This is a genomic window from Pseudomonas zanjanensis (assembly GCF_014268745.2).
Classification (GTDB): Bacteria; Pseudomonadota; Gammaproteobacteria; order Pseudomonadales; family Pseudomonadaceae; genus Aquipseudomonas; species Aquipseudomonas zanjanensis.
Genome location: NZ_JABWRB020000002.1, coordinates 514626 through 538360 on the forward strand (window position 1 = coordinate 514626; position 23735 = coordinate 538360).

At 62.1% G+C, this 23735-nt stretch carries 18 protein-coding genes; 4 read left to right on the forward strand and 14 right to left on the reverse strand.

The features are described from left to right. Positions 1-210 precede the first annotated feature (210 nt). From HU715_RS18080 to HU715_RS18095, 4 genes are read left to right on the forward strand one after another with little or no spacing between them, the layout of a single operon-like run. Entirely contained in the window at positions 211-1788 is a 1578-nt protein-coding gene (locus HU715_RS18080) for an efflux transporter outer membrane subunit (RefSeq protein ID WP_346343473.1), read from the forward strand. An 11-nt stretch (positions 1789-1799) separates the two neighbouring features. Further along, positions 1800-4004 (forward strand): FUSC family protein, encoded by a 2205-nt coding sequence (locus HU715_RS18085; protein ID WP_186705200.1) that lies wholly within the window; start codon positions 1800-1802, stop codon positions 4002-4004. Then, positions 3994-4194, forward strand: coding sequence for a DUF1656 domain-containing protein (locus HU715_RS18090; protein ID WP_003205331.1), 201 nt, complete (start codon positions 3994-3996; stop codon positions 4192-4194). The genes HU715_RS18085 and HU715_RS18090 overlap by 11 nt, the downstream gene beginning before the upstream one ends. Positions 4195-4204: 10 nt before the next feature. Beyond that, a complete protein-coding gene (locus tag HU715_RS18095; RefSeq protein WP_186705136.1) occupies positions 4205-5068 on the forward strand; it encodes an efflux RND transporter periplasmic adaptor subunit in 864 nt (287 codons plus the stop codon). Positions 5069-5533: 465 nt separating this feature from the next. Here HU715_RS18095 and HU715_RS18100 read toward each other — a convergent pair whose 3' ends face one another. The 14 genes from HU715_RS18100 to HU715_RS18165 all read right to left on the reverse strand — a co-directional run bounded on the left by HU715_RS18100 (position 5534) and on the right by HU715_RS18165 (position 23704). After that, positions 5534-6358 (reverse strand): SDR family oxidoreductase, encoded by an 825-nt coding sequence (locus tag HU715_RS18100; RefSeq protein WP_186705137.1) that lies wholly within the window; start codon positions 6356-6358, stop codon positions 5534-5536. Between the two features lie 35 nt (positions 6359-6393). Next, positions 6394-6858 carry a multidrug transporter gene (locus HU715_RS18105; protein WP_186705138.1) on the reverse strand — a complete coding sequence of 155 codons (465 nt, stop codon included), beginning with the start codon at positions 6856-6858 and terminating at the stop codon, positions 6394-6396. Positions 6859-7031: 173 nt separating this feature from the next. Then, positions 7032-8483 (reverse strand): mannose-1-phosphate guanylyltransferase/mannose-6-phosphate isomerase, encoded by a 1452-nt coding sequence (locus HU715_RS18110; RefSeq protein ID WP_186705139.1) that lies wholly within the window; start codon positions 8481-8483, stop codon positions 7032-7034. A gap of 217 nt (positions 8484-8700) precedes the next feature. After that, positions 8701-9366, reverse strand: coding sequence for an alginate O-acetyltransferase AlgF (locus tag HU715_RS18115; RefSeq protein ID WP_186705140.1), 666 nt, complete (start codon positions 9364-9366; stop codon positions 8701-8703). 14 nt (positions 9367-9380) lie between these two features. Then, positions 9381-10556, reverse strand: coding sequence for an alginate O-acetyltransferase (locus HU715_RS18120; RefSeq protein ID WP_186705141.1), 1176 nt, complete (start codon positions 10554-10556; stop codon positions 9381-9383). An 11-nt stretch (positions 10557-10567) separates the two neighbouring features. Further along, positions 10568-12133 carry an MBOAT family O-acyltransferase gene (locus tag HU715_RS18125; protein WP_186705142.1) on the reverse strand — a complete coding sequence of 522 codons (1566 nt, stop codon included), beginning with the start codon at positions 12131-12133 and terminating at the stop codon, positions 10568-10570. 220 nt (positions 12134-12353) lie between these two features. After that, positions 12354-13490 carry a mannuronate-specific alginate lyase gene (locus HU715_RS18130; protein ID WP_186705143.1) on the reverse strand — a complete coding sequence of 379 codons (1137 nt, stop codon included), beginning with the start codon at positions 13488-13490 and terminating at the stop codon, positions 12354-12356. Between the two features lie 11 nt (positions 13491-13501). Beyond that, positions 13502-14953 (reverse strand): alginate O-acetyltransferase, encoded by a 1452-nt coding sequence (locus tag HU715_RS18135; RefSeq protein WP_186705144.1) that lies wholly within the window; start codon positions 14951-14953, stop codon positions 13502-13504. A gap of 11 nt (positions 14954-14964) precedes the next feature. Continuing rightward, positions 14965-16557, reverse strand: a complete 1593-nt coding sequence (algG, locus tag HU715_RS18140; RefSeq protein ID WP_186705145.1) for a mannuronan 5-epimerase AlgG — start codon at positions 16555-16557, stop codon at positions 14965-14967. Between the two features lie 26 nt (positions 16558-16583). Beyond that, positions 16584-18074, reverse strand: coding sequence for an alginate export family protein (locus HU715_RS18145; RefSeq protein WP_186705201.1), 1491 nt, complete (start codon positions 18072-18074; stop codon positions 16584-16586). Positions 18075-18079: 5 nt separating this feature from the next. Continuing rightward, entirely contained in the window at positions 18080-19591 is a 1512-nt protein-coding gene (gene algK, locus HU715_RS18150) for an alginate biosynthesis TPR repeat lipoprotein AlgK (RefSeq protein WP_186705146.1), read from the reverse strand. 9 nt (positions 19592-19600) lie between these two features. Then, the gene (locus HU715_RS18155; protein ID WP_186705147.1) at positions 19601-20770 is read right to left on the reverse strand and encodes an alginate biosynthesis protein Alg44; all 1170 of its coding nucleotides are present in this window, start codon (positions 20768-20770) and stop codon (positions 19601-19603) included. Between the two features lie 35 nt (positions 20771-20805). Next, on the reverse strand, positions 20806-22287 hold the full coding sequence (alg8, locus tag HU715_RS18160) for a mannuronan synthase (protein ID WP_411385554.1): 1482 nt from the start codon (positions 22285-22287) through the stop codon (positions 20806-20808). A 100-nt stretch (positions 22288-22387) separates the two neighbouring features. Beyond that, a complete protein-coding gene (locus tag HU715_RS18165; RefSeq protein ID WP_053124910.1) occupies positions 22388-23704 on the reverse strand; it encodes a nucleotide sugar dehydrogenase in 1317 nt (438 codons plus the stop codon). Positions 23705-23735: the final 31 nt, after the last annotated feature.

Here is a 23735-nt window from a genome sequence, read left to right on the forward strand (position 1 = left end):
CGCCAATCCTGGGTCACTGACTCCTGTGGAAGCGAACTTTGTGGGAGCCGAGCTTGCTCGCGATGAACGATGACGCGGTCCTGTGGTTAAACCGTGTCGTCCCCATCGCGAGCAAGCTCGGCTCCCACAAAAGCTTGCTCCCACAGGTCTTGTGTCCACAGGCAAGCACTCTCATCCCATCGTTGTGCCCCTCTCAGGAATTTTGCGCCAGTGCCGCGTTGCATCAGCAGAGAGCTGAAGACTCTCAGTGTTTGGGTTCTGACATTAACCATCAGCGGTTGCATCGGCACAGGCGGCATTGCGCCACACGGCCAGGTAGTGCGGGCCAACCAACTGGCAACCGATGCCGCCATCCGCGAGGCCGCCCGCGATGCCCGCTGGCCCGCCGGCCAATGGTGGCAAGCCTACGGTGATCGGCAATTGGATCGCTGGATCGACCTGGCGGTGCAGGGCAGCCCGAGCCTGGCCATGGCCGCCGCCCGCGTGCGCCAGGCCAAGGCCATGGCCGGTGTTGCCGAGGCCGCCGAGTCGCTGCAGATCAATGGCCAGGCGACCCTCAAGCGCCATGACTGGCCTACCGATCAGTTCTACGGCCCGGGCGAGTTGGCCGACACCACGACCTGGGACAACAAGGCTTCCCTGGGCTTGAGCTACGCCCTGGACCTGTGGGGCCGTGAGCGTAATGCCAGTGAACGGGCGGTTGATCTGGCCCACGTAAGCGTCGCTGAAGCACGACAGGCGCAACTGGAGTTGCAGAACAACATCGTGCGCGCCTACATCCAGTTTTCACTGCACTATGCCCAGCGCGATATCGTCGCCGCGACGCTTCATCAACAACAGCAGATTCTCGCTCTGGCGCAAAAGCGTCTGGACGGCGGCATCGGTACCCAGTTTGAAGTCAGCCAGGCCCAGGCGCCCCTGCCCGAGACCCATCGCCAACTCGACGCCCTCGACGAAGCCATCGCCTTGAGCCGCAATCAGTTGGCGGCGCTGGCAGGCAAAGGGCCGGGCGCAGGCGCGCCGTTGCAACGCCCGACCCTGTCCCTTGGTGCGCCCTTGAAGCTGCCGTCGGCCTTGCCCGCCGAACTGCTTGGCCAGCGGCCGGATGTGGTGGCCGGGCGTTGGCAAGTGGCGGCCCAGGCCCGAGGCATCGATGTGGCCCGGGCCGGTTTTTATCCCAACGTCGATCTGGTGGGGAGCCTCGGCTACATGGCCACCGGTGGTGGGGCGCTGGAGTTCCTGACCGGCAAGAAACTCACCTACAACGTCGGGCCGGCGATCACCTTGCCGATCTTCGACGGCGGGCGCCTGCGTTCGCAGTTGGGCGAGGCGGCCGCCGGTTATGACATCGCCGTGGCGCACTACAACCAGACACTGGTGAACGCCCTCAAGGGCATTTCCGATCAGTTGATCCGCCGCCAGTCCCTGGACAAGCAACAGGTCTTCGCGGCTGAATCGGTGGCTGCGGCCCAGCGCACCTACGACATCGCAAGGGTGGCGTTCCAGCGCGGGCTCACCGACTACCTCAACGTGCTCAACGCTCAACGCCTGTTGTTCAAACAGCAACAGGTGCAACAGCAGGTGCAGGCGGCCCGGTTGAGTGCCCATGCCGATTTGGTGACGGCGCTGGGTGGCGGGCTTGAGGCCGGCAACGACAGTCCTGACTTGGGCCATACCCTGTGGCGAGGGAGCTTGCTCCCGCTGGGCTGCGCAGCAGCCCCTCCAATCGCGCCGCAAAGTGGGTGCTGCGCACCCAAGCGGGAGCAAGCTCCCTCGCCACAATGCTGAGTCGTCCTATTGTGATGTCTTTATTCGCCCCTGCCCGCTGGCTGTACCGCCTCGAATGGCGCCGTGGTTTCTTCGACTGGGCCCGCAGCGACGGGGTGACCTGGGTTTATATCTTCAAGGTCCTGTTGGCCGCGTTCCTGACCTTGTGGCTGGCGATGCGCCTGGAATTGCCACAACCACGCACGGCCATGATCACCGTGTTCATCGTCATGCAACCCCAGAGCGGGCAGGTGTTCGCCAAGAGTTTCTATCGTTTCCTCGGCACCCTGGCCGGCTCGGCGGTGATGGTGGCGCTGATCGCCTTGTTTGCCCAGAACACTGAGCCATTCCTCGTTTGCCTGGCGATCTGGGTCGGCCTTTGTTCGGCGGGAGCGGCGCGTTACCGCAACTTCCGCGCCTATGGTTTCGTGCTGGCCGGTTATACCGCGGCGATGATCGGCCTGCCGGCCCTGGCCCATCCAGAAGGTGCATTCATGGCGGCGGTCTGGCGGGTGCTGGAAATTTCCCTGGGGATTCTTTGCGCCACCCTGGTCAGTGCCGCGATCCTGCCGCAAACCGCCAGTGCCGCCATGCGCAATGCCTTGTACCAGCGCTTCGGGGTGTTTGCCCTGTTTGTCACCGACGGCCTGCGTGGACGCAGCCAGCGAGAGGCGTTCGAGGCGCGCAACGTGAGCTTCATTGCCGAGGCCGTGGGCCTGGAAAGCCTGCGCAGTGTGACTGTGTTCGAAGACCCGCACATGCGCCGGCGCAACGGTCGGCTCAGTCGCTTGAACAGCGAGTTCATGGGTATCACCACTCGCTTCAACGCCTTGCACCAGTTGCTTGAGCGCTTGCGCAGCAGCGCGGCGGGTCATGTCGTCAATGCCATCAAGCCTGGTTTGCAAACCCTGGCCGAACGGTTGGACGGTTTCAGTAGCCGGGCCCTGACCGACGCCGATGCGGCCCGTCTGTCGGCGGCGCTGGCCGAGTACAAGGCCGATTTGCCGGCCCAGGTGCGGCGGCTGCGGGCGGTTTTCCAGGACACCGCGCCGAGCGACGGGCAACTGCTGGATTTCCACACCGCCTATGAACTGCTGTATCGCTTCGTCGACGACCTGCATGGCTACGCTCAGACCCACGCGTCCCTGGCCGAGCATCGCCATGACCGTGAACGCTGGGACGAGCCGTTCGTGCCGCAGACCAACTGGCTGGCCGCCACGGCGTCGGGGGTTCGCGCTGCTTTCATCCTGTTGTTGCTGGGCAGCTACTGGGTCGCCACCGCCTGGCCGAGCGGCGCAACCATGACGATGATCGCCGCCGCGACCGTGGGCTTGTCGGCCGCGACGCCGAACCCCAAGCGCATGGCCTTCCAGATGGCCTGCGGCACGTTGGCCGGGGCGTTGATCGGCTTCGTCGAAATGTTCTTCGTCTTCCCGTTGATCGATGGTTTCCCATTGCTCTGCGTGATGCTGGCACCGGTGATCATGCTGGGCTCGTTCCTCAGTTCGCGTCCCCAATACGCCGGGGTCGGGCTCGGGCTACTGATCTTTTTCTGCACCGGCTCGGTGCCGGACAACCTGACGGTCTACAACCCCTACGCCTTCATCAACGATTACATCGCGATGATCCTCGGCATGCTGGTGTGCGCCGCGGCCGGGGCGATTATTCTGCCGCCCAACAGCCGCTGGTTGTGGCGCCGGCTGGAACAGGACCTGCGCGAGCAGGTGGTGTTTGCCATCAGTGGCAAGCTCAAGGGCCTGGCCTCGGGTTTCGAGAGTCGTAGCCGCGACTTGCTGCATCAGGCCTACGGGCTGGCGGCGGGGCAACCTGGGGTGCAACGGGACTTGCTGCGCTGGATGTTCGTGGTGCTGGAAGTCGGCCACGCGATCATCGAGCTGCGCAAGGAACAGGCGATTTTACCGGTGCATCCGGCGTATGCCGAAAGCCAACCGTGGCGCCAGGCGATCCGGGTGATGGGGCGGGCGCTGGTGCGGCTGTTCCGCCAACCGAACCCGAGCAATCTGGAGCGTGCCCTGGTGGCGGTGGACCACGCCATTGGCCGTGTGCAGGCCACCGACGAACCCTTCGCCCCGCATTTCGACACCTCGGCCCTGCGCCGGGTGAAAAGCTACCTGCATTTCATCCGCACCTCGTTGCTGGACCCGCAATCGCCATTGGCCGGCTATGCCATGCCGCAAACCGCAGTGCTTCCCCAGGAACCTGAACATGCCCCGTGAGATCGCCTTTCATGGCGTGTACATGCCCACCATGACCCTGATGTTTTTCATCGCCGCCGGCCTGGCCTGGGCCTTGGACCGTTTCCTGTCGGGGCTGGATTTGTACCGCTTCTTCTGGCACCCGGCGTTGTTGCGCCTGAGTCTGTTCACTTGTCTGTTCGGCGCGCTGGCGCTGACGGTCTACCGTTGAGATCGATGCGATGAAAAAGTTCTTCAGCCTGCTGGCGACGCTGTTGGTATTGGCCTTGGCGTTGTGGATCGGCCGTACGCTGTGGGTCCATTACATGAATACGCCCTGGACCCGCGATGGCCGGGTGCGAGCCGACATCATCAACGTGGCCGCCGATGTCAGCGGCGAGGTGGTCGAGGTGCCGGTGGGCGACAACCAGTGGGTGAAAAGGGGTGATCTGCTGATGCGCATCGACCCCGAGCATTACCGCATCGCGGTGAAGCAGGCGCGCTCCCTGGTGGCGTCGCGCAAGGCCACCTGGGAAATGCGCAAGGTCAACGCCCATCGGCGTGCCGACCTGGACAGCCTGGTGATCTCCCGGGAAAACCGCGACGACGCCAGCAACATCGCCGACTCGGCCCTGGCCGATTACCAGCAGGCCCAGGCGCAATTAGAAGCCGCTGAATTGAACCTGTCCCGTACCGAGGTTCGCGCAGCGGTGGACGGCTACGTCACCAACCTCAACGTCCACCGTGGCGACTATGCGCGCATCGGCGAGGCGAAGATGGCCGTGGTGGACATGCATTCTTTCTGGGTCTATGGCTTCTTCGAAGAGACCAAGTTGCCCAAGGTGCGGGTCGGCGATTCGGCGCAGTTACAGTTGATGAGCGGTGAGGTGCTCAAGGGGCATGTGGAAAGCATCTCCCGTGGTATCTACGACCGCGACAACCCCGAAAGCCGCGAGCTGATTGCCGATGTCAACCCGACCTTCAACTGGGTACGCCTGGCCCAGCGGGTGCCGGTGCGTATTCATCTCGACGAAGTGCCCGACGGGGTGCTGCTGGCGGCGGGGATGACTTGCACGGTGGTGCTAGAACCCCGCGACAAGCGTTGAGGCCAGTGGCTTGCTTGTGGATGATGTTGAGTTTGTTGCACACCAAAAAAACCTGTGGGAGTTCAGCTTGCTCGCGATAGCGGTGGTTCAGCTTGCACTGATGTTGGCTATGCCGGCGCTATCGCGAGCAGGCTCGCTCCCACATTCGATCTTTGCTGGGCCTGAATGTTGTGTTCACCCCAGGTCCCTGTGGGAGTTCAGCTTGCTCGCGATAGCGGTGGTCCAGCTTGAACTGATGTTGACTGTGCCGGCGCCTTCGCGGGCAAGCCCGCACTTTTTCCGGTTGCACCCGGAACTCTCGTTCACCCGTGGCGAGGGAGCTTGCTCCCGCTGGGTGGCGAAGCCACCCCAAAACAGGCATTGCGGTGCGACGGATTAACCGTGCAAGCCGGGTTACGACTGCTGCGCAGCCGAGCGGGAGCAAGCTCCCTCGCCACAACAGCCAAAAAGCCAGGTTTGCGATGATTACAGCGATTTGCCCAACCCAAACCGCTTCATCAACCCCTTCTCCAGCAGCCCTTTTGGCAACAAACCGGCCATCATGGGCAATGCCCGGCTGCCATTGCCCAGTCGCAGCAGGCGGGGCGGCTTGGGTTGTTGTACGGCCTTGAGCAGCGCGGCGGCGAATTCGTGGGCTGGGGTCGGGTTGTCCTGGGAGGCCTTGGCCCGGGCGCGGATGCCCTCGCGCAGGGGCCACCAGGGCGATTGTTCGCTGATCAATTGTTCGGCTTCGTGGCCGGCATTCTTGGCGAAGCTGGAGGCGATCGCGCCAGGCTGGACTTCCATCACGCGGATGCCGAACGGCGCCAGTTCCATGCGCAAGGCATCGCTCAGGGCATGCACCGCCGCCTTCGAGGCGCAGTAGGCGCCGGCAAACGGCGTGACCAGCACCCCGGACACGCTGCCGATGTTCACCACCAGCCCCCGGGCCCGACGCAATACCGGGAACAGCGCCCGGGTGACCCCGACGATGGCGAACACGTTGGTTTCGAACTGACGTTGCATGGCCGGCACGCCGCCATCCAGCAGCGGCCCCATGGCGCCATACCCGGCGTTGTTAATCAGCACATCCAGGCCACCCTGCTGCTGGTTGATCCGTTCGCTCAACAGCTCCAGCGCCTGGCCATCGTTGACGTCCAGTTGCACGGCGGTGAACCCGGCCGTGGCGAGCGTCGCCACGTCCTCAGCCTTGCGCGCCGTGGCCCAGACCTGATAACCCGCGGCCTTGAAGGCGTCGGCGAGGGCGCGGCCAATGCCGCTGGAACATCCGGTGATCAACGCAACAGGCATGGCGCGTTCCTTGTGCAAAAAAGTGGGGGAGGCAATCAGTTGGAGAAGCTGCCGTGCAAGCGCTCGGCGCGAAACTCCAGGGTTTGCGGGCGATAACCCGGACGCAGGGGCGGCAGGGGCAGGCAATCCTGCCAGTCGGCGCCGGCCTGCAATTCGCCAGGGCCACGGTAGCGTGGTGCGTCGTAGGGGCTGTCGGCCAGGTTGATGGAGTCGCCAGGTGCATAGGCCGCGACCCGCCAGCGCAGTTCGAGCAGCGGCACGTCGTTGTTGTTCTTCAGGGTCAGAGACAGCGGCCGGTCGGCGGGGCACTGTCCGGGGGCATAGCTGATGCGCAATTCCAGGCGCTCCAGTTGCCGGGTCTCGCGACTTTCCTGCCAGAGCACCCACACGGCGACCAGTCCCAGCCCGATGAACGCCGCGAGGGAGACCGGCAAGGCCTTGGCCGGGTAGCGCAGCAGCAGGATGAGCCAGGTGATGACCAGCAAGACGCCGATAAGCATGGTGGAAGCCTCCGTTACCGTAGGCACATCCTACCGAAGGGCGCGGGCAATGTTGAAGCAATGATGCCCGGCCATGACTTACTTGCAAAAAAAAGCCCCCACCCAACCCACTGCGGATAGGGGACGCAGTGGGCTGGATGGGGGCTTCTTGTACGGCTGATCGTTGCTGCGGGTTACTGTGCGATGGTCTTCACCGACACGCCACGTTCGATCGGGGTGGAGCGACCGTAGATATCCTCGAAACGCTCGATGTCGTCTTCGCCCAGGTAGCTGCCGGACTGCACTTCGATGATTTCCAGCGGGATCTTGCCCGGGTTGCGCAGGCGGTGCACCGACGCGATCGGGATGTAGGTCGACTGGTTTTCGCAGAGCAGGAACACGTTCTCGTCGCAGGTCACCTCGGCGGTGCCACTGACCACGATCCAGTGTTCGGCGCGGTGGTGGTGCATCTGCAGCGACAGGCACGCACCCGGCTTGACCGAGATGTGCTTGACCTGGAAGCGCCCGCCCATGTCCACCGAGTCATAGGAACCCCACGGACGATAGACTTCGCAGTGGTTCTGAGTCTCGGTACGGCCCTGTGCGTTTAGGGTGTTGACCATCTGTTTCACGCCTTGGACCTTGTCCTTGTGGGCGATCATCATGGCGTCCTTGGTTTCGACCACCACGATGTTTTCCAGGCCGATCACCGACACCAGCTTGCCGTTGCCGTGGATCATGCAGTTGCGGCTGTCCTGGACGACGACGTCGCCCTTGGTGACGTTGCCATTGGCGTCTTTCTCGTTGACTTCCCACAGCGACGCCCAGCAGCCGACATCGCTCCAGCCAGCCGACAGCGGTACGACGCAGGCACGCTGGGTCTTTTCCATCACGGCGTAGTCGATGGAGTTGTCCGGGCAGCAGGCGAAGGTGGCTTCGTCGAAGGTGATGGTGTCGGCGGTCTGCTCACTGCGCTCCAGGGTCAGCAGGCAGGTGTCGTAGATGTCCGGATCGTGCTTTTTCAGCTCTTCGAGGAAGCGGCTGGCGCGGAACAGGAACATGCCGCTGTTCCAGAAATAACCGCCGGCCTCGACGAACTCGGTGGCACGCTTGACGTCGGGTTTTTCGACGAAGTGCGAGACGCGGCTCACGCCCTCGGGCAGCAGCGCATCGTTGGTCGACTTGATGTAGCCGTAGCCGGTTTCCGGTTTGGTGGCCGGTACGCCGAACAGCACCATTTCGCCACGCTCGGCGGCCACGGTGGCCAGGGCCAGGGCGCGTTGCAGGGCTTTCTGGTCGTCGATCACGTGGTCGGCCGGCAGCACCAGCATCAGCTCGTCGCGGCCTTCGTTGACCAGCATCATCGCGGTCAGCGCCACGGCCGGTGCGGTGTTGCGGCCGAACGGTTCCATCAGGATGCGCTGGGTTTCGAGCTTACGGGCGCTCAGTTGCTCGTTGACGATGAAACGGTGGTCTTTGTTGCAGACCACGATCGGCGTGTCCATGCCTTCGAACACCAGGCGCTCGAGGGTCTGCTGGAACAGGGTGTGTTCACCGGTCAAGGCCAGGAACTGTTTAGGGAATTGCTTGCGCGAAAGCGGCCAAAGACGTGAGCCACTACCACCTGACAAGATCACCGGAATCATGTTTGTTACTCCTTGAAGCGAAATGGTTGTTAGAGCTACTGCGTTCTGTCGTTTCACTCTCTTGTTTTTGTTCCGTACCCGATTGACACCCCGACTCAGGGTGGGAGCGGGCTTGCTCGCGAAAGCGGTGGTTCAGCCAACATCAATGTTGAATGTGAGACCGTATTCGCGAGCAAGCCCGCTCCCACAGGGGTACAGCGTCAATCAGGTGAATTCATCAGCGGGTCGACACTGGGCGTTTCACCCACACTGGCGACAGGCTGCTGCCTGAACCGGTGACGTACAGCACGGCCGCTTCGCCGCGCTCCAGGGCCACGGGCTTGACGTCGCCGACTTTCTTGTCGCCTTCGAACAGGGCCAGGGACACTTTCACTGGGTTGATTTCACGTTCGCCACGGCCCTTGGCGGCCACGTTCGGCACCACTTCGGTCTTGCCGTCGGCGGTCTTGAGGGTCAGTGCCTTGTCGCTGAGGTTCTGTACGCGGACCAGGGACTTCTGTTTGTTCTTGAACGGTGGCTCTTCGATCAGTTGCGGCTGGCCGGTGGCGTTGTTGACCAGGGTGTAATAGTGATCGGAGGCCAGTTTCACCGGCACGGACTGGCTGCCGACCTTGGCGCTGTAGTCGCCACCGGGCATGAAGCTGAAGTCGCTGCTGGCCAGGGGAGCTACGTCGCTGATGTTGGTGCTGCCGACGGTGGCGCTGACTTCGGCGTTGCTGGCGTTGTACACCCGCACGAAGCTCGAGCCTTTTGGCGCGACCGGACCGTAGAGGGCCGAGTCACCGGCGAAGGCCGAGAAGGAAAGGGCGCTCATGCTGGCGACCAGGGCAACAGCCTTGAAGGAGCGAGCAGCGAGACGGCGAGGAGTAGTGTTGAAAGTCATGGTGGACCTCTCTTTCAGTTTTGCGCCCGGTCGGGCGTCTCGGATTGTGTGTTAGCAGCTACGTTCTGTTGGCGGGCGCCGGCCTGCTTGAGCTCGGCGACCCACTGCGGATCGGCGTCGCCGATCTCGTTGTTCACGGGCAGATAACGTTCAGGGAACTCCCAGATCAGCACCTGTGGCGGGCTGTTCTTGAAGGCATCGCTCTTGAGGTAGCTGAGCATCGGCAGAATCGGCCCATGGCCGTCTTCGGCGTAGTTGACGACGTCGCTGTGCAGGGCTTGCTTGAGCGCACCGACGAAATTCCAGTTGGGGTTGGCGCTGTAGCTGGTGCCGATCAGGGCCACGGGCACCTGGGCATCGGCGAACAGTGCGTCATCGCTGGCCGGCTGGTCGTCGGCTTCGCGGGTGTTGCGCTTGACGAGCGGCTCCTGGGCCGGCATCAGGTTTTCGAACAGCGGGTCCAGCGGCAGGAACTGACGCAGGTCGCCTTTATGAATGACTTTTTCTGCCGGCTCAGTGACGAAACGCTGTGGTTCGCCATTGAGTGGTGTGCGTTCGGCAATGGCTTTGGCCAGATGTTCCGCGGCAATTTGCGCGCCTTCCGGTGTCCAGTGGGTGTCGGTGCGCAGGAACACTTGCTGGCCGCTTTGCTTGGCCTGCTGCAGCGGGGCGAGCAGGTCAGGGGCGACGATCTTGTCCGCTGCCACGCGGGCATGGAAGTCCTGGTACAGGTTGGCGTGAATGCTCGAAGGCTTCACTTCACCCAGGTGCTCGGGGTACAGCCGCGCCTTGGCCGGCACGATCGCCATGACCAGGGTGATGCCTTGCTCCTTGAGCTTCTGGCGCACGCCTTCGATCAGCGCGTAGTTGCCTTGCAGGTTCTGGTCTTCGTTGACGATCGGGTTGAACTCTTCGTCGCTGTACAGCCACTGGTCGCGGCCCAGGACCACGCCTTTGCGGCCCTCGTTGAACAGCTTGTAGTCCAGCGCGGCCCAGATGTTGGTGCCCAGGCGCTTGATCGGAAACTCTTCGTCGTAGTGCGTTTCCACGGCCTTGGCCCAGCGCCCGTTGAGCACGGTCGCGTCGGGGTTGGTGCTGAAGCCGAAGAAGCTGCGCATCGACCACAGGCCCAGCGCTGTCAAAATCAGCATGAACAGTGCGATGTAAAAGATGCGTAATGAGCGGGTCATGTTCAGATCCCTCAGAACTGGAAGTAAAGGAACGGCGAGAAGCTTTGCGCCGAGAGTTTGAGAATCGAGGCAATGAACAGCAGCAGCACCAGGGCGCGCATCACGTAGCGTGACCAGTCCACGGTCCAGTAGGCCGGTTGCACTTGGGCCTCGACGCCGACGGTGTAGCCCGGCTCGTGGATCGCCGCTGGGTTGTCACCCGGCACGGCCTTGATCATTCCCGGTTGCGCGGTGGCCGGGCCGTTGGCTTCGGTATTGACCTCAGGCTTGGTCTTGACCGGTGGACGGTTGGTGTAGAAGTCCCGCAGGCCGAAGAAGGCGAGGGTGGCGTAGGCCACCACCAGCGTGGCGATCTGCAGGCCGGTGAGGTTGGCGCGGGTCAGTTCCGACAGCGACCAGTCGCCGAAGCTGAACATCGCGCTGTACATGCGACCGGCCACGTGCAGGTTTTCGGCGCGGAAGATCACCCAGCCCATCACCACCAGCAGGAAGGTCAGCGCCCAACGAATCGGGTTGATGCTGCGTGGGTTGGTGTCGATGCCTACCGCTTTTTCGATGGCCAGCCACATGCCGTGCCAGGCACCCCAGATCACGTAGGTGATGTTCGCGCCGTGCCACAGACCACCGAGCAGCATGGTCAGGAACAGGTTGCGATAGGTCATCAGCGTGCCTTTGCGGTTACCGCCCAGGGTGATGTAGAGGTAGTCGCGCAACCAGGTCGACAGGCTGATGTGCCAGCGGCGCCAGAACTCGGTGATCGACTGGCTGATGTAGGGCTGCTTGAAGTTTTCCATGAAACGGAAACCCATCATCAGGCCCAGGCCGATGGCCATGTCGCTGTAGCCGGAGAAGTCGAAGTACAGCTGTGCGGTGTAGGCCAGGGCGCCGAGCCAGGCATCGCCCGTGGTCGGGTTCTGCAAGGCGAAGCAATGGTCGGCCACCACCGCCAGGGTGTCGGCGATGAACACTTTCTTGATGAAGCCCTGCATGAAGCGGGTGCAGCCTTCGGAGAACTTGTCCAGCGTGTGGGTGCGGTTGTTGAACTGGTCGGCCAGGTCGCGGAAACGCAACACGGGGCCGGCGATCAGGTGCGGGAAGATCGCCACGAATGCCGCGAAGTCGATCAGGTTGCGAGTCGCCGGTGTGTCACCGCGATAGACGTCGATGATGTAGCTGATGGACTCGAAGATGTAGAACGAGATCCCGATCGGCAACAGCACGTGGGTCAGGATGAACGGGTTCAGACCAAAGCCGGTGATGATCGCATTGAGGCTGTCCACGCCGAAGTTGGCGTATTTGAAATAGCCCAGGATGGCCAAGTCCACGCCCACGCCGAGCAACAGCCAGCGCTGGGCCGGTTTGGTGCGCACGCCGGCGGCGCCGACTTTCAGGCCGATCCAGTAGTTCCACAGGGTCACGCCGGCGAACAGCGCGAGGAAGTCCACGCGCCACCAGGCATAGAACACGTAGCTGGCGATCAGCAGCAGCAGGTTGCGATAGCGTTGCCCGCTCAAGTAGTACAAGCCGAGAAAGATCGGCAGGAACAGGAACAGGAACACGTTGGATGAAAATACCATCCCGATCTCTCCATGTTGAATCAACAGTCAAGGGCCAGAGCCCCCCAAACCCCCCCATGAAAACCGGGGGGCGTATACAGTTCATGTCTGACACTGCCCCTGTGGGAGCGGGCTTGCTCGCGAAGGCGGTGTATCAGTCGACATCATTGTTGGATGTCAGACCGATTCGCGAGCAAGCCCGCTCCCACAATGGGTTTGCCGCCAGGCAAGGGGTACGGTGTCAGCTCCCTTTCTCGCCTTTCTCCCGCGAAGGGTCATACACCCGGGTCAAGTCCCCGCCGAGGCGGAAGGTCTTGAACGGTTGCATTTCGTGCTTACGTTCCAGCACGTCCTCCGAGCAGGTGTAGAGGCTGCAGAACGGTTCGAGCCAGGCGAATTTCGAATCGACCTTCAGGTCCTTCATGTCCTGCTCTTCGCCGTTCTTCTCTTCGAAGATGTCCGGGTCTTTCACCCCGGCCAGCACCCGGTCGCCCAGGCGCTTGAGCGCACCGTTGTTTTCCTGGCGCAGGTCGACGCCGTTGACCTGGGCGAAACTGGCGATCATCGCCAATGGCGGCAGGGCGTAGTTGTGGTAGGACAGGGCCCGTTGCTTGCGCTTGAGTTCGTTGGGCAAATAGCCTTCGGCGTCGACTTGATTGACGCCGACCTTGTATTCCTTGACGGCCCAATCGAACAGGTCGCGGCGGTTGGTTGCCACGGAGGTGGCCATCACCGACCAGGCAGCCCAGTAGGAATGGTTGTTGATCTTGTCCAGCGGCAGGTTGTCCCAATCGCTGACCACCTGGTCGGCCATCCGACTGAACCAGCCTTCGATCAATTGCGCCTGCTCCGGGTGATTGGCCAGCGGACGGGACTCGGAGAACTTCAGGCGCACATAGGCCGAAGCCATGCTGCCCAACGCCCATTTGCGCATGGACTTGCCGGTGTGGTTGAAGTCCTTGGACATCAACGCATCGGCCTGGGCCCAGGCGGTCAGCCAGTTCAGCGTGCATTCCAGTTGCTCGGGGCGGCCGTCACGCATGAACTGCATCACTTGCTTGCTGACGCCACGCTCGATCTTGGTGATGTCGGCGGTGCTGTCGCGGAAGGCTTTTTCCGATTGCACGTTCAGCGTTGCGCGGGCCTTGTCGGAGCCCTCGTACTTGCTGCGAAATTGCAGGGAACCGGTGTAGGGCGTCGGCGTGGCGTCGCAACCTTTGGCCGCTTCGCCGGCCTTGACCTTCTCGATCGGTGCGAAGTAACCCTGTGGCGGGCGCAGCGGGGCCGCCGCCTGCGTGGCCCCGGCGAACATCGCCAGGGTCAGCAGGGAGGGCGCCAGCAGCGTTTTCAACGTTCGGGTGCGCGTGGTACTGGTCATGAGACGAGACCTCATTGTCCGATTTGAGCCGTTTGTTGCCCGGCTTGCGGAGATGCGTTGCGTTTGCAGACTTTCGCTTCCACTTGCAGTGGCTCCTTGCCGGCTTCAGGACCCTGGACCTCTAGAGCCAAGAGGTTCTGGGAGGCCCAGTCCTCGTCGGTACGCAATTGGAAGGCGAAACGTCCGTCGGTGTCGGAGGTATTCGGTTTTTCGATCTTGATGTCCTCGTGGCGCCCATTCATGTACCAGAGGGTGGCTTGCAAGGTTTTCACCGAGGTGTCGGCGAAGCGGATGTCGACCTGGTGGCTGCCGTTACGCAGATCCATGTTCTGGCTGTTGACCATCAATTCGTTCTTGCCCGGCTTGAGCTTGGCCTTGCTGCTCATGAGCGCCGGCTTGCCTTCGCAACCGTTGTTGTCCAGCAGCGCCATCATCTGGCGGTAGATGGTTTCCTGGTCCAGGCGATACAGCGGCGAGAATTCCCAGATGAGAATCTTCGGTGGATTCTTCTGGAATTCTTCACTGCCCAGGTACTGGATCATCGCGCCTTCGAAACCACCGCCAGGGAAGGCGACGTTGAGGATGTCGGCGCCGATGGCTTCTTCCAGGAAACCGGCAAAGTTGTAGTTCTTGCCGCTGTGACTGGTGCCCACGAGGGTGATCTGCGGGTTGCCGGAATCGCCGAACAGGTCGCCGTCACCGGCCTCGCCCTTGGGTTCGGTGGTGAACTGGTCCATGTATTGGATCGCGTAGCTGGTGCCGCACAGCTGCCCGGCCATGTTGTGCAGGGTGCCGGTCTTGCCCATGCGGCCGGACTTCTTGGTCTCGAACTCACGCTTGGGGATGTCGGCGAAGGCCGGGATCTGCTTGACCTTCTCGGCCACGACCTTGGCGGTGCGCTGGGCGCCGTATGGGGTCCAGTGCTGGTCGCCACGGAAATAGAAATCGTGGGCCGGCAGGGTTTCGGGCAGGTTTTCGTTGGTCAGCGGCGACAGGTCCGGCACCACATAACCCATCTGGGCGAAACGGCCGAGCATGGATTTGTAGTTGGCCAGGGCTTTCTCATAGTCGAAAGCGGCTTTTTCCTGCGGGTTGAGCTTGTTGCGGTTCACCAGGCCCCGGGTCGGCTGGTAGACGAGCACCAGCTCGACGCCTTTGGCCTTGAACGCATCGTGCAACTGCTGCAGGCGCTTGTAGCCGGCCGGCGTGGTGTTGAATTCGGTGCGCAGGTCTTCCTGGGTCCGGAACAGCCAATCGCCCTGGGCTTGTACCAGCGTGGTGAAGTTCTGCTGGTAGCGCGTGGTGTAGTTCTTCGCGTCATGGGCCGCCGGGCACAGGTTGCAGCACGGTTCGGCGGTGAAGCTCGGTGCCTTGACTTCATCGGCGCGCGCGCCACTTGCAGCGGCGAGAATGCCGGCAGTCAGGGCGGACAGGCCCAAAAGTTTGATCATCTGTGGGTTCATAAAGGTCATCCTCAGTCCCGCATTTCGGTCTGGCGTTCGACAGGGTCGATCAGCACGGCTTTCTGCTGGCGCACCAACAGGTCGAGAATTTCATCCTGGCGCTCGCCAAGGATCCCCGTGAAGCTGATGCCGCTGGATTTGGTCGGCGCGAGCATGGACACGCGGTACAGCTCAACGCTCAAGGGCGAGTCAATGGACAATGGGCCGCTGCCATTGGCGGCGAGTTCGCCACCCACCACGATCAATGACACTTCGGTATCGAACGGGTCGAGCTTGATGTCCCGGTCGGTGTCCGACAGGTCTTTGATGTGGCCGTAGAGACCGGTCAGGCCGTTGGCCATGGACACGTTTTCGTAGAGGCGGATGTTCACGCTGTTACGAATCCGGATGCCGTGGCGGCGGTTGCTGATCACTTTGTTGCCCCACAGCAGGTTGTCACCACTCTCGTACAGCGTGATGCCGTCGGTGTGGTTCTTGTAGATCTCGTTGTAGGCGATCAGGTTGTTCACGCTGTTACGGTCGATCACCAGGCCCGAGAGTTTGTTGTCATAGCTGCGGTTGTTGAAAATGAAACTGTCGTTGACCTCACGGGAAATAATGATCCCGTGCTTTTTCTTGGTCCCGTAGACGGTGTTGTCGGCAATGATCAGCCGATGGGAACGGTCGTGGGGGTCGATGCCGTAGACGATGTTGTCCTTGTAGGTATTGCTCTTGACCACGAAGTCGTTGGTTTCGTAGCAGTAGAAGCCGTACCACATGTCCGAGAACTCGGAACCGATGATCCAGCCGGTCGGTTCTGGGCGCTTGAGGACCTTGGCCATGTTCGGCGTGTACTGGGAAATACTCACCCCGTACGACTTACTGTTGGCGTAGCCGAAACTGGCCATCTTGCTGTTGACGATGTAGGTCTCGGTGCCGCCCCAGGACAGCAGGAACGGACGGAATTCATTGGGTGAGCGGAACGTGGCAGGGCCGTTTTCCTTTTCGCGCCAGCCGGTGACCTTGGTGTCGCGGATGAACATCCGGCCATCGTTGATCAGGAACGCGCCGCCCTCCTGGGACAGGCGCAATTCCTGGGTTTGCTTGTCGATCTCAAGGATGCCTTTCTGGCCGACCACAATCGGAATCCTGGCCAGGAATACGCCTGGCGAGGTTTCGCTGAGGTACTGCTTGGGCACCTTCTTGACCAGGTCCTTGAGGTTCATGTAGCCATCGTCGATGAAGATGGCCTGTGGGATGCCGCGCTGGCGCACCACCCACTCGGCCATCTTGTTGTCGCCGCCGATGAAGTCTTTCAAGGCGTTTTCCTGCATCATCCGGCGCACGCTGATCTTGCCGGGCTTGCTGCGCACGATCTTGGCCGCGACCGCTTCGGGCGTATAGCCTTTGAGGTCGGGCAGGGTCGGCGCGGCCAGCTCCAGCGGTGCGGTCGGCGCGCTGCTGACGGTGTAGGTCTTGGCTTGTTGCAGTTCCTTGGCCACGTTGCCCGGCTTGACCACCGGTTCAACGTTGGCGAACGCCGGCGAGCCGGCCAGCAGCATCGCTGCGACCAACAGGCTGATCGAACCTTTCATCGCCTGGCTGTTCCTGAGGTAGCGGTTCATATCGGGCACTCCCATGGCCATTCGCATCAGAAGCGCCAGATCACGTCGACAAAGGCGCGATGCATGTACGAATCGACCTCTTTGCCGTAGGCGTCGCCTGGCTTGAACACGCCGCCACGAAAGCGCACCAGCGCCGACGGCTCATCAATGGACTGACTCAGCGCGGCCGGCAGCAGGCCTTGCTTGAAGTACTTGGTGACGACGAGGTCGACTTCCTGGCCCAGGTCCTTGTCGCCATCACGCAGCGGCAGGGTCGAGGTGGACAGGATCGCGCCGGTCACGTCGTCGGTGTTGTTTTCCACGGCGTTGATGCCGTTGCTGCCCACCGGCTTGTTGCCGTCCACGCGCCAGAACTTGTGGTACACAAGGCTTGCGTCGTATTCGTCACGCAGTTGCCAGGAACCGAACAGGCTGGCGCTCTGGGTGTTGGCCATTTCGCCGCGGAACGCTTCGCCGAAACGGTGCACGCGCGAGCGGGTGCCGGTGAAGTTCGAGCGGTTGCTCTGCAGGCCGTTCTGCTCGTAGTCCTCGCTGGCGCGGGCATAGGCCGCACCGACTTGCCATTGCGGGTCCAGACGCAGACGGATACCCAGGTCGGTGGCCCAGCCGTCGACGTCATCGCTGTGCTTGGCTTCTGTTGGGCGCGTGCCGTCGGCATTGAGCGGGTTGACGGTGTCGCGGTCGCCGGTCATGCCGGTGAGGCTCGCCCAGTAGTTGACGGTGTTGGTGTTGCGCCAGTTGTAGGCGTCGCTGTTGGCTTCCAGGCCCAGCCAGGTCAAGTCACCGTTCTCGGTCTTGTCCAGGGTGTCGGTGGCTTCGCCCGGGGTCGGGTAATCGAGGCTGCCGCTGTCATGGGAGTGGTGGGCACGGATCCCGGCCCACTGGCCTGGCATCCACTGGTAGCCCACGTCGCCGTAGACGTGCATGCGGTCCTTGTCCTTGGGGGACAGTTCCTTGAGGTCGGTGCGGTATTCGCTGAACCGTTCGGCCACGCCGAGGTTTGCCCGCAGCAAGGTGGTGTCGAAGGTCCAGTTCAGGGCTTCGATGTTGGTGTCGCGCCATTGGCCGTCGTCGTTGCGCAGGCGCTGGCGACCGAACTTCAACTGCTCGCCCGGGTAAGGGGTCAGGCCACGGTAACCGATCCAGAACTCGCGCATGGCCAGGTAGCTTTTCTTGGCTTCGCGATCGCCGCTGTCGGTTTGCTGGGTGCTGCCATCGGACTGCTGCAGGGTGTCGGTCTCGATGATGTCGCTGGACGTCACGGCCTGGGCCATGGCGTAGGCGCTCCAGGCGCCGCTTTCGCTTTCGCCGTAGACCCATGGACGCAAGTCCAGGCCGACACCGTTGACGTCGCCACCGCTCTGGGTGCCGAGGTCACGGTCGTCTTCGGACTGGCCGGTGATCTTCACTTCCAGGCCGAAGTTCTTGGTGTCAGTCAGGGCCGCCAGGGTCGGGCTGGACCACAACAGGGCAAACGACAGGCCAATACCAGCCTGTACAAAAGGATTGAGCTTCAAAAGCTTCATAGAGGTTCCTCGCCGTCATCTTCTTTTAGGGCTTGCAGTTCAAGCGTATCGGGGCTCATTGCGCCGCGAATGGCCTGCTCTTGTTGTAGCAGGCGTTGCGCTTGTGCAAGTTGTTCCGGCGGTAATTGTGCTTCGAGGGTTTGGGCAAGCTCGGTGGCTTGCGGGGTGTTCTGCGCCTTGGCCAACTGGCTGAACACATACGCGTTGACCGGGTTGGGCTTGGTGCCCTTGCCCTGGGAGAACAGCTGGGCAATGGCGTAGTCGGCGCTGTTCTGGCCGTTGCGGGCGGCCTTGAGCAGGTGGTCCAGGGCTTTTTGCGAGTACACCTGGCCCAGGTAACCGCGGCGATAAATCTGGCCGAGGTAATAGTCGGCGGCCACTTCGCGGCCCACGGCTTTCTGGAAATGCGCCTCGGCGACCTTGGCATCGGCCGGGACCCACTTGCCTTCGTAGTACAGCTTGCCCAGCAACAGATCAGCGCGCGACTGGTCGGCGGCGCGGCCGTTTTCCAGGTACTGCATCATCTTGTCGACGTCACCCAGTTCCGGGAAGTCGTAGAGCAGTTGCGCCAGGCTGACCCAGGCAGCGGGGTAGCCAGGGGCGATGCCTTCGAGCAGCGATTGGGCGGTCTTTTCATCGGTCTTGCCCAGGCTGGCATCGGCCAGGACGCGGGCGACGCTGTCCACGCGCTGGGCGGAAACGACGCCACGGGCGTGGCCGTCCTGCATTTGCTTGAGCAGCGCGGCCTGCTGTTCCGGCTGGCCGCGTTTCTGATAGACGGTGGCCAGTTCGACGTAGCAGATGTCCGTGGTCGCCAGCGCGGCCTTGCAGACTTTCTCGACTTCATCCAAGTGCTGGTCGTAGGTGCCTTGGGTGCGGTAGAGCAGGATCTGCGCCAGGCCCGCTTCCGGATAACCGGCGCTGCGCCATTGACTGATCTGCTGCTGGGCGTTGACGTTCGGGAAGCTGTGGGGATATTGCAGGTACAGCATCGCCAGCGGGATCAGGGTGTTGCCTTCGCCGTTGGCGAAGGCTTTCTTCAACAGGCCTTCGGCTTCGTGTTTTTCCGCTTCGGTGGAACCGGGCTTGGCCACCAGCAGGCGACCCAGGCGCGCCTGGGCCCGCGGCGAGATGTCGGCCGCGGCGCGGTAAGTCGCCTCGGCTTTTTTCATCTGCTCGGGATCGCGGCTGTCCACCTGGATATCGGCCAGGCCTACTTGGGCTTCGCTGTAGCCCAGGTCGGCCAGTTGCTGGTAGTTCTGCTGCGCCAGCGCCGTGTCGCCGCGCTTTAGGGCTTCGTTGGCCAGGCGTTGATCGGGCAGGCCGGCGCAACCGCTAAGACTGACTGCCAGCGCCAGTGCACACAACGCATATCCTGTGTGGGAGCGAGCCTGCTCGCGATGCGGGCCGCTCGGTGTACCAGACAGACCGCGTCGATCCCATCGCGAGCAGGCTCGCTCCCACAGGGAATGCGGTGCATTGTTGTTTTGTGGAGTGATCACGGGCATATCCTCGACTTAAATACCGACGGCCATGGCTTTGTCGATCAGCCAGTTCAGGTTCGGGCCACGGTCGCTGGTGACTTCTACCGGACGGCCGGCCAGCGCGCTGTCCAGGGGTTCGTCAGGCTGGATCAGCACACGGATATCGGAGGACAGGTCGGCACTTTTCAGGCTGGTGCTGCTGACGATCTTGCCGGTACGGGTGGTGTCTTCGCCGGCGACCTGGAAGCTGACCGGCGTGCCTGGGCGCACGTCGCCGAACTGGCGATAGGAGAAACGCGCTTCGACGTTGGCTTCAGTGCCCCGTGGAACCAGTTGGAAGATCACGTCGCCCTTGCTGGCGTACTGACCGTTGGCAACCAGTTGTTGGGCCACGATGCAGTCGCACGGCGACGTCAGGGTGCCGGTCATTTGCTTGCCGAACAGCTCTTCGACTTTGGACGGCTGCAATTGGTTGTCGTCCAGGTGACCCTTGAGCACATCGAGCATGCTGGTGCTGAAGGTCGCCAGTGGGGCGCCCTTGGCGGCCGCGCCGTCGGCCTTGACCAGGCTCTGCACGGTGCCGTCGCGCGGCATGGTGATCGCCATGCCCGGTACATTCACCAGGCCTGCCTGGGCGTGGCTGACGAAGTACATGCCATACACCGACTTGAAGATGAACCCGAACGCCGCCAGGCCAACGATGAAGATCCCGAGGCTGAAGGTCACGGCGCGCAGGCGACCGAAGGCGCTCATGCCGCCGTTGTCGTCTTTCTGCTTGCGAGCCTTGGTGAAGTTGTCGCGCTGCAGGGTCGCCAGCACGTCGCCGACGCCGACGATGTCGCCGGCCAGGTGCGAGGTGATGATGTGACGCAGTGTCGAGATGTCCCGCGGCTCCAGGTTCTGGAACTGGCAACCGGTACGGCCGGTCTCGCGGTCGTAGGAGCGGATCTGCAATTCCACGTCCATGGCCAGGCCAAGGTTGTCGATGACGAATTGCAGGCGAGCCTTGTAGGTTTCGCCAACCTTGAGCGGCAGCTGGCCGGCGTTGAAGCACAGCCCGCCGGCGGACAGGTCCAGGACCTTGACTTCCATGGGCGTGCGGTCGGGACCGAAGAAGCGCAGCTTGGCCGGGATTTTGACCCGGGCGTGTTGGCGCTGGGCTTCGGATTCATGCACTACGTTGACATTCACGGCGGTGTTCATAGGGGCGATTTCCTAGTTAATTCATTCAAGTCCGGTCAGACCATCGTCAGCAGCACGGCGACAAAAATGCTGCCGGCGGAGAAGGTCATGGTCCGAGACGACCAAGTGTTGAACCAACGTTGAAAGCTGGCGAGATCACGGGTCAGGTGGGTGGGCTGGCGAGTCCAGGACTGCTGGTCGAGGCGGAAGAACACGTAGATCTTCACCAGGGCACCGACGATCTGGTTGTAATAGAGAATCGCCGGGTAGGCAGGGCCGATCTTATGTCCGGAGCACGACAGCAGCAGGGTCAGCAGGAACCGGGTGATGCCGATCCACAGCAGGTACACCAGGATGAACGCGGTGCCGTACTTGAAGCTGGCGATCAAGGCCACGGTCAGGCCCAGCAGCGAGGTCCACATCGACACCCGTTGGTCGAACAGCACCACCGAGGTGAACAGGCCCAGACGCCGCATGCCCAGGCCCAAAGCCCGGGAGTTCTGCCGCAGGTTGTTGCCGTACCAGCGGAACATCAGCTTGCGGCTGGCCTTGATGAAGCTCTTCTCCGGCGGATGCTCGACGGTGTTGATCGCCGCATCGGGCACGTAGAAGGTGTCGTAGCCCAGGCGCATCAGGCTGAACCAGCTCGACTTGTCATCGCCGGTCAGGAACTTGAAGCGGCCCAGGCGCCAGTGCTGCAGCGAGTCGCTTTCCACATCGGCGATGAAGTCCGGGTTGGTGACCACGGTGGCGCGGAATACCGACATGCGCCCGGTCATGGTCAGCACGCGCTTGGACAACGCCATGGAGCACATGTTGATGTGCCGCTGGGCGAAGCGCAGCTTGTGCCACTCGCTCATGATGTAGCCGCCGCGCACTTCGCAGAACTCGTTGGTGGTCAAGCCGCCGACATTGCCGAACAGCTGGAACCACGGCACGGTCTTGCGCACGACGCCTTCGGCGAGCACGGTGTCGCCGTCGATCACCGCCACCACGGCGCGGTCGTCCGGCAAGTGACGGGAGATGGCGCGGAAACCGAAGGCCAGGCCGTCGCGCTTGCCGGTGCCGGGAATGCGCACGAAATCCAGCTTGACCCGCGCTGGCGGGTTCATGCGGGCCCAGAGGCTCTTGACCAGCAGTTCATCGGACATTTCCACGATGGAGCAGACCACGGTGGTGGGCAGCCCGCAGTCGATGGCCTCGCGAATGACCGAGCTATAGACCTGGGCCGTAGTCAGCGCGTCGATCCGGAAGCTGGTGACCATCAGGTACACATGGGACGGATCCGCCGCCTTGCCCAGCTTGCGAACCTTGCGGCGCAGGTGTGGGTAGACGATGTACAGGAAGATCATGCCGCGCACGAAATGCGTCGCTCCCATGGAGTAACGCCAGATGCCCACGGCGCCGATCAGGAAGATGAAATCCTTGGATTCGGAGTCGAACGTGGACGTGGGCAGCGCCATGGCGATGCCCATCAATAAACTCATGTAAAACAGCCAACCGGCGGCCTGAAGCAGGCCGTGCTTTAGCCTGTGCATAATCTGCATCCGTCTCTATCTCGGGCGGGCCTTGTGGGCGGCCCGATGGGTTAAGGCAGGCGAAAGGCCGGCCAGGGCATGCCCCGGCCGGCAAACAGACTTACCAGCAGATGCCTTCGGTCCGGCCACTCGGGTTGGTGGCCTTGGACATGAAGCCGACCAGGTCGATGACCTGCTTGCCTTCCGGTACGTTTTCGGTCAGCGCGCGGAACTTCTCGTCGCGGTTGCCCAGGATGATGATGTCGGAGCTGTCGATCACCGAGTCGAAGTCGGCGTTGAGCAAGGACGAGACGTGAGGAATCTTCGACTCGATGTAGTCCTTGTTCGCACCGTGGACGCGGGCGTATTCGACGTTGCTGTCGTAGATCTTCAGGTCGAAGCCCTTGCCGATCAGCATTTCCGCCAGTTCTACCAATGGGCTTTCACGCAGATCGTCGGTGCCGGCCTTGAAGCTCAGGCCCAGCAGCGCGACTTTGCGCTTGTCGTGGCTGGAAACGATATCGAAGGCGTTCTGCACCTGGGATTCGTTACTGCGCATCAACGAGTTGAGCAGCGGTGCTTCCACGTCCAGGGCGCCGGCGCGGTAGGTCAGGGCACGAACGTCCTTGGGCAGGCAGGAGCCGCCGAAGGCGAAGCCTGGACGCATGTAGTACTGGGACAGGTTCAGGGTCTTGTCCTGGCAGACCACGTCCATCACTTCACGACCATCGACGCCGACGGCCTTGGCGATGTTGCCGATCTCGTTGGCAAAGGTCACCTTGGTGGCGTGCCACACGTTGCAGGTGTACTTGATCATCTCGGCAACGGCGATGTCCTTGCGGATGATCGGCGCGTCGAGTTCTTCGTACAGCGACTGCAGAACGTCACCGGAAGCGGTGTCGAACTCACCGATCACGGTCATTGGCGGCTGGTCGTAGTCCTTGATCGCGGTGCTTTCGCGCAGGAATTCAGGGTTGACCGCGACACCGAAATCGACGCCGGCTTTCTTGCCGGAGCAGTCTTCCAGGATCGGGATGACAACGTTTGCCACGGTGCCCGGCAATACGGTGCTGCGAACCACGATGGTGTGGCGGGTGGTCTTGTCACGCAGGACAAAACCGATCTCGCGGCACACGGCCTCGATGTAGTTCAGTTCCAGGTCACCGTTCTTTTTGCTGGGTGTACCGACGCAAATCATCGACAAGTCAGTATCACGAATGGCTTCGGCGAAGTTGGTTGTACCGCGCAGTCGGCCTGTTTGAATGCCTTGCGCCAATAGCTCGCCAAGACCAGGTTCAACGATCGGCGATTTGCCTGCGTTGATCATGTCGATTTTGTCTTTGGCGACATCTACGCCAACTACATCATGGCCCCGTGCAGACAGGCAACCGGCACATACTGCACCGACGTAACCCAAACCAAATATGCTAATGCGCATCGCATTTACCTCTGTTTTTCACGCCATTAAA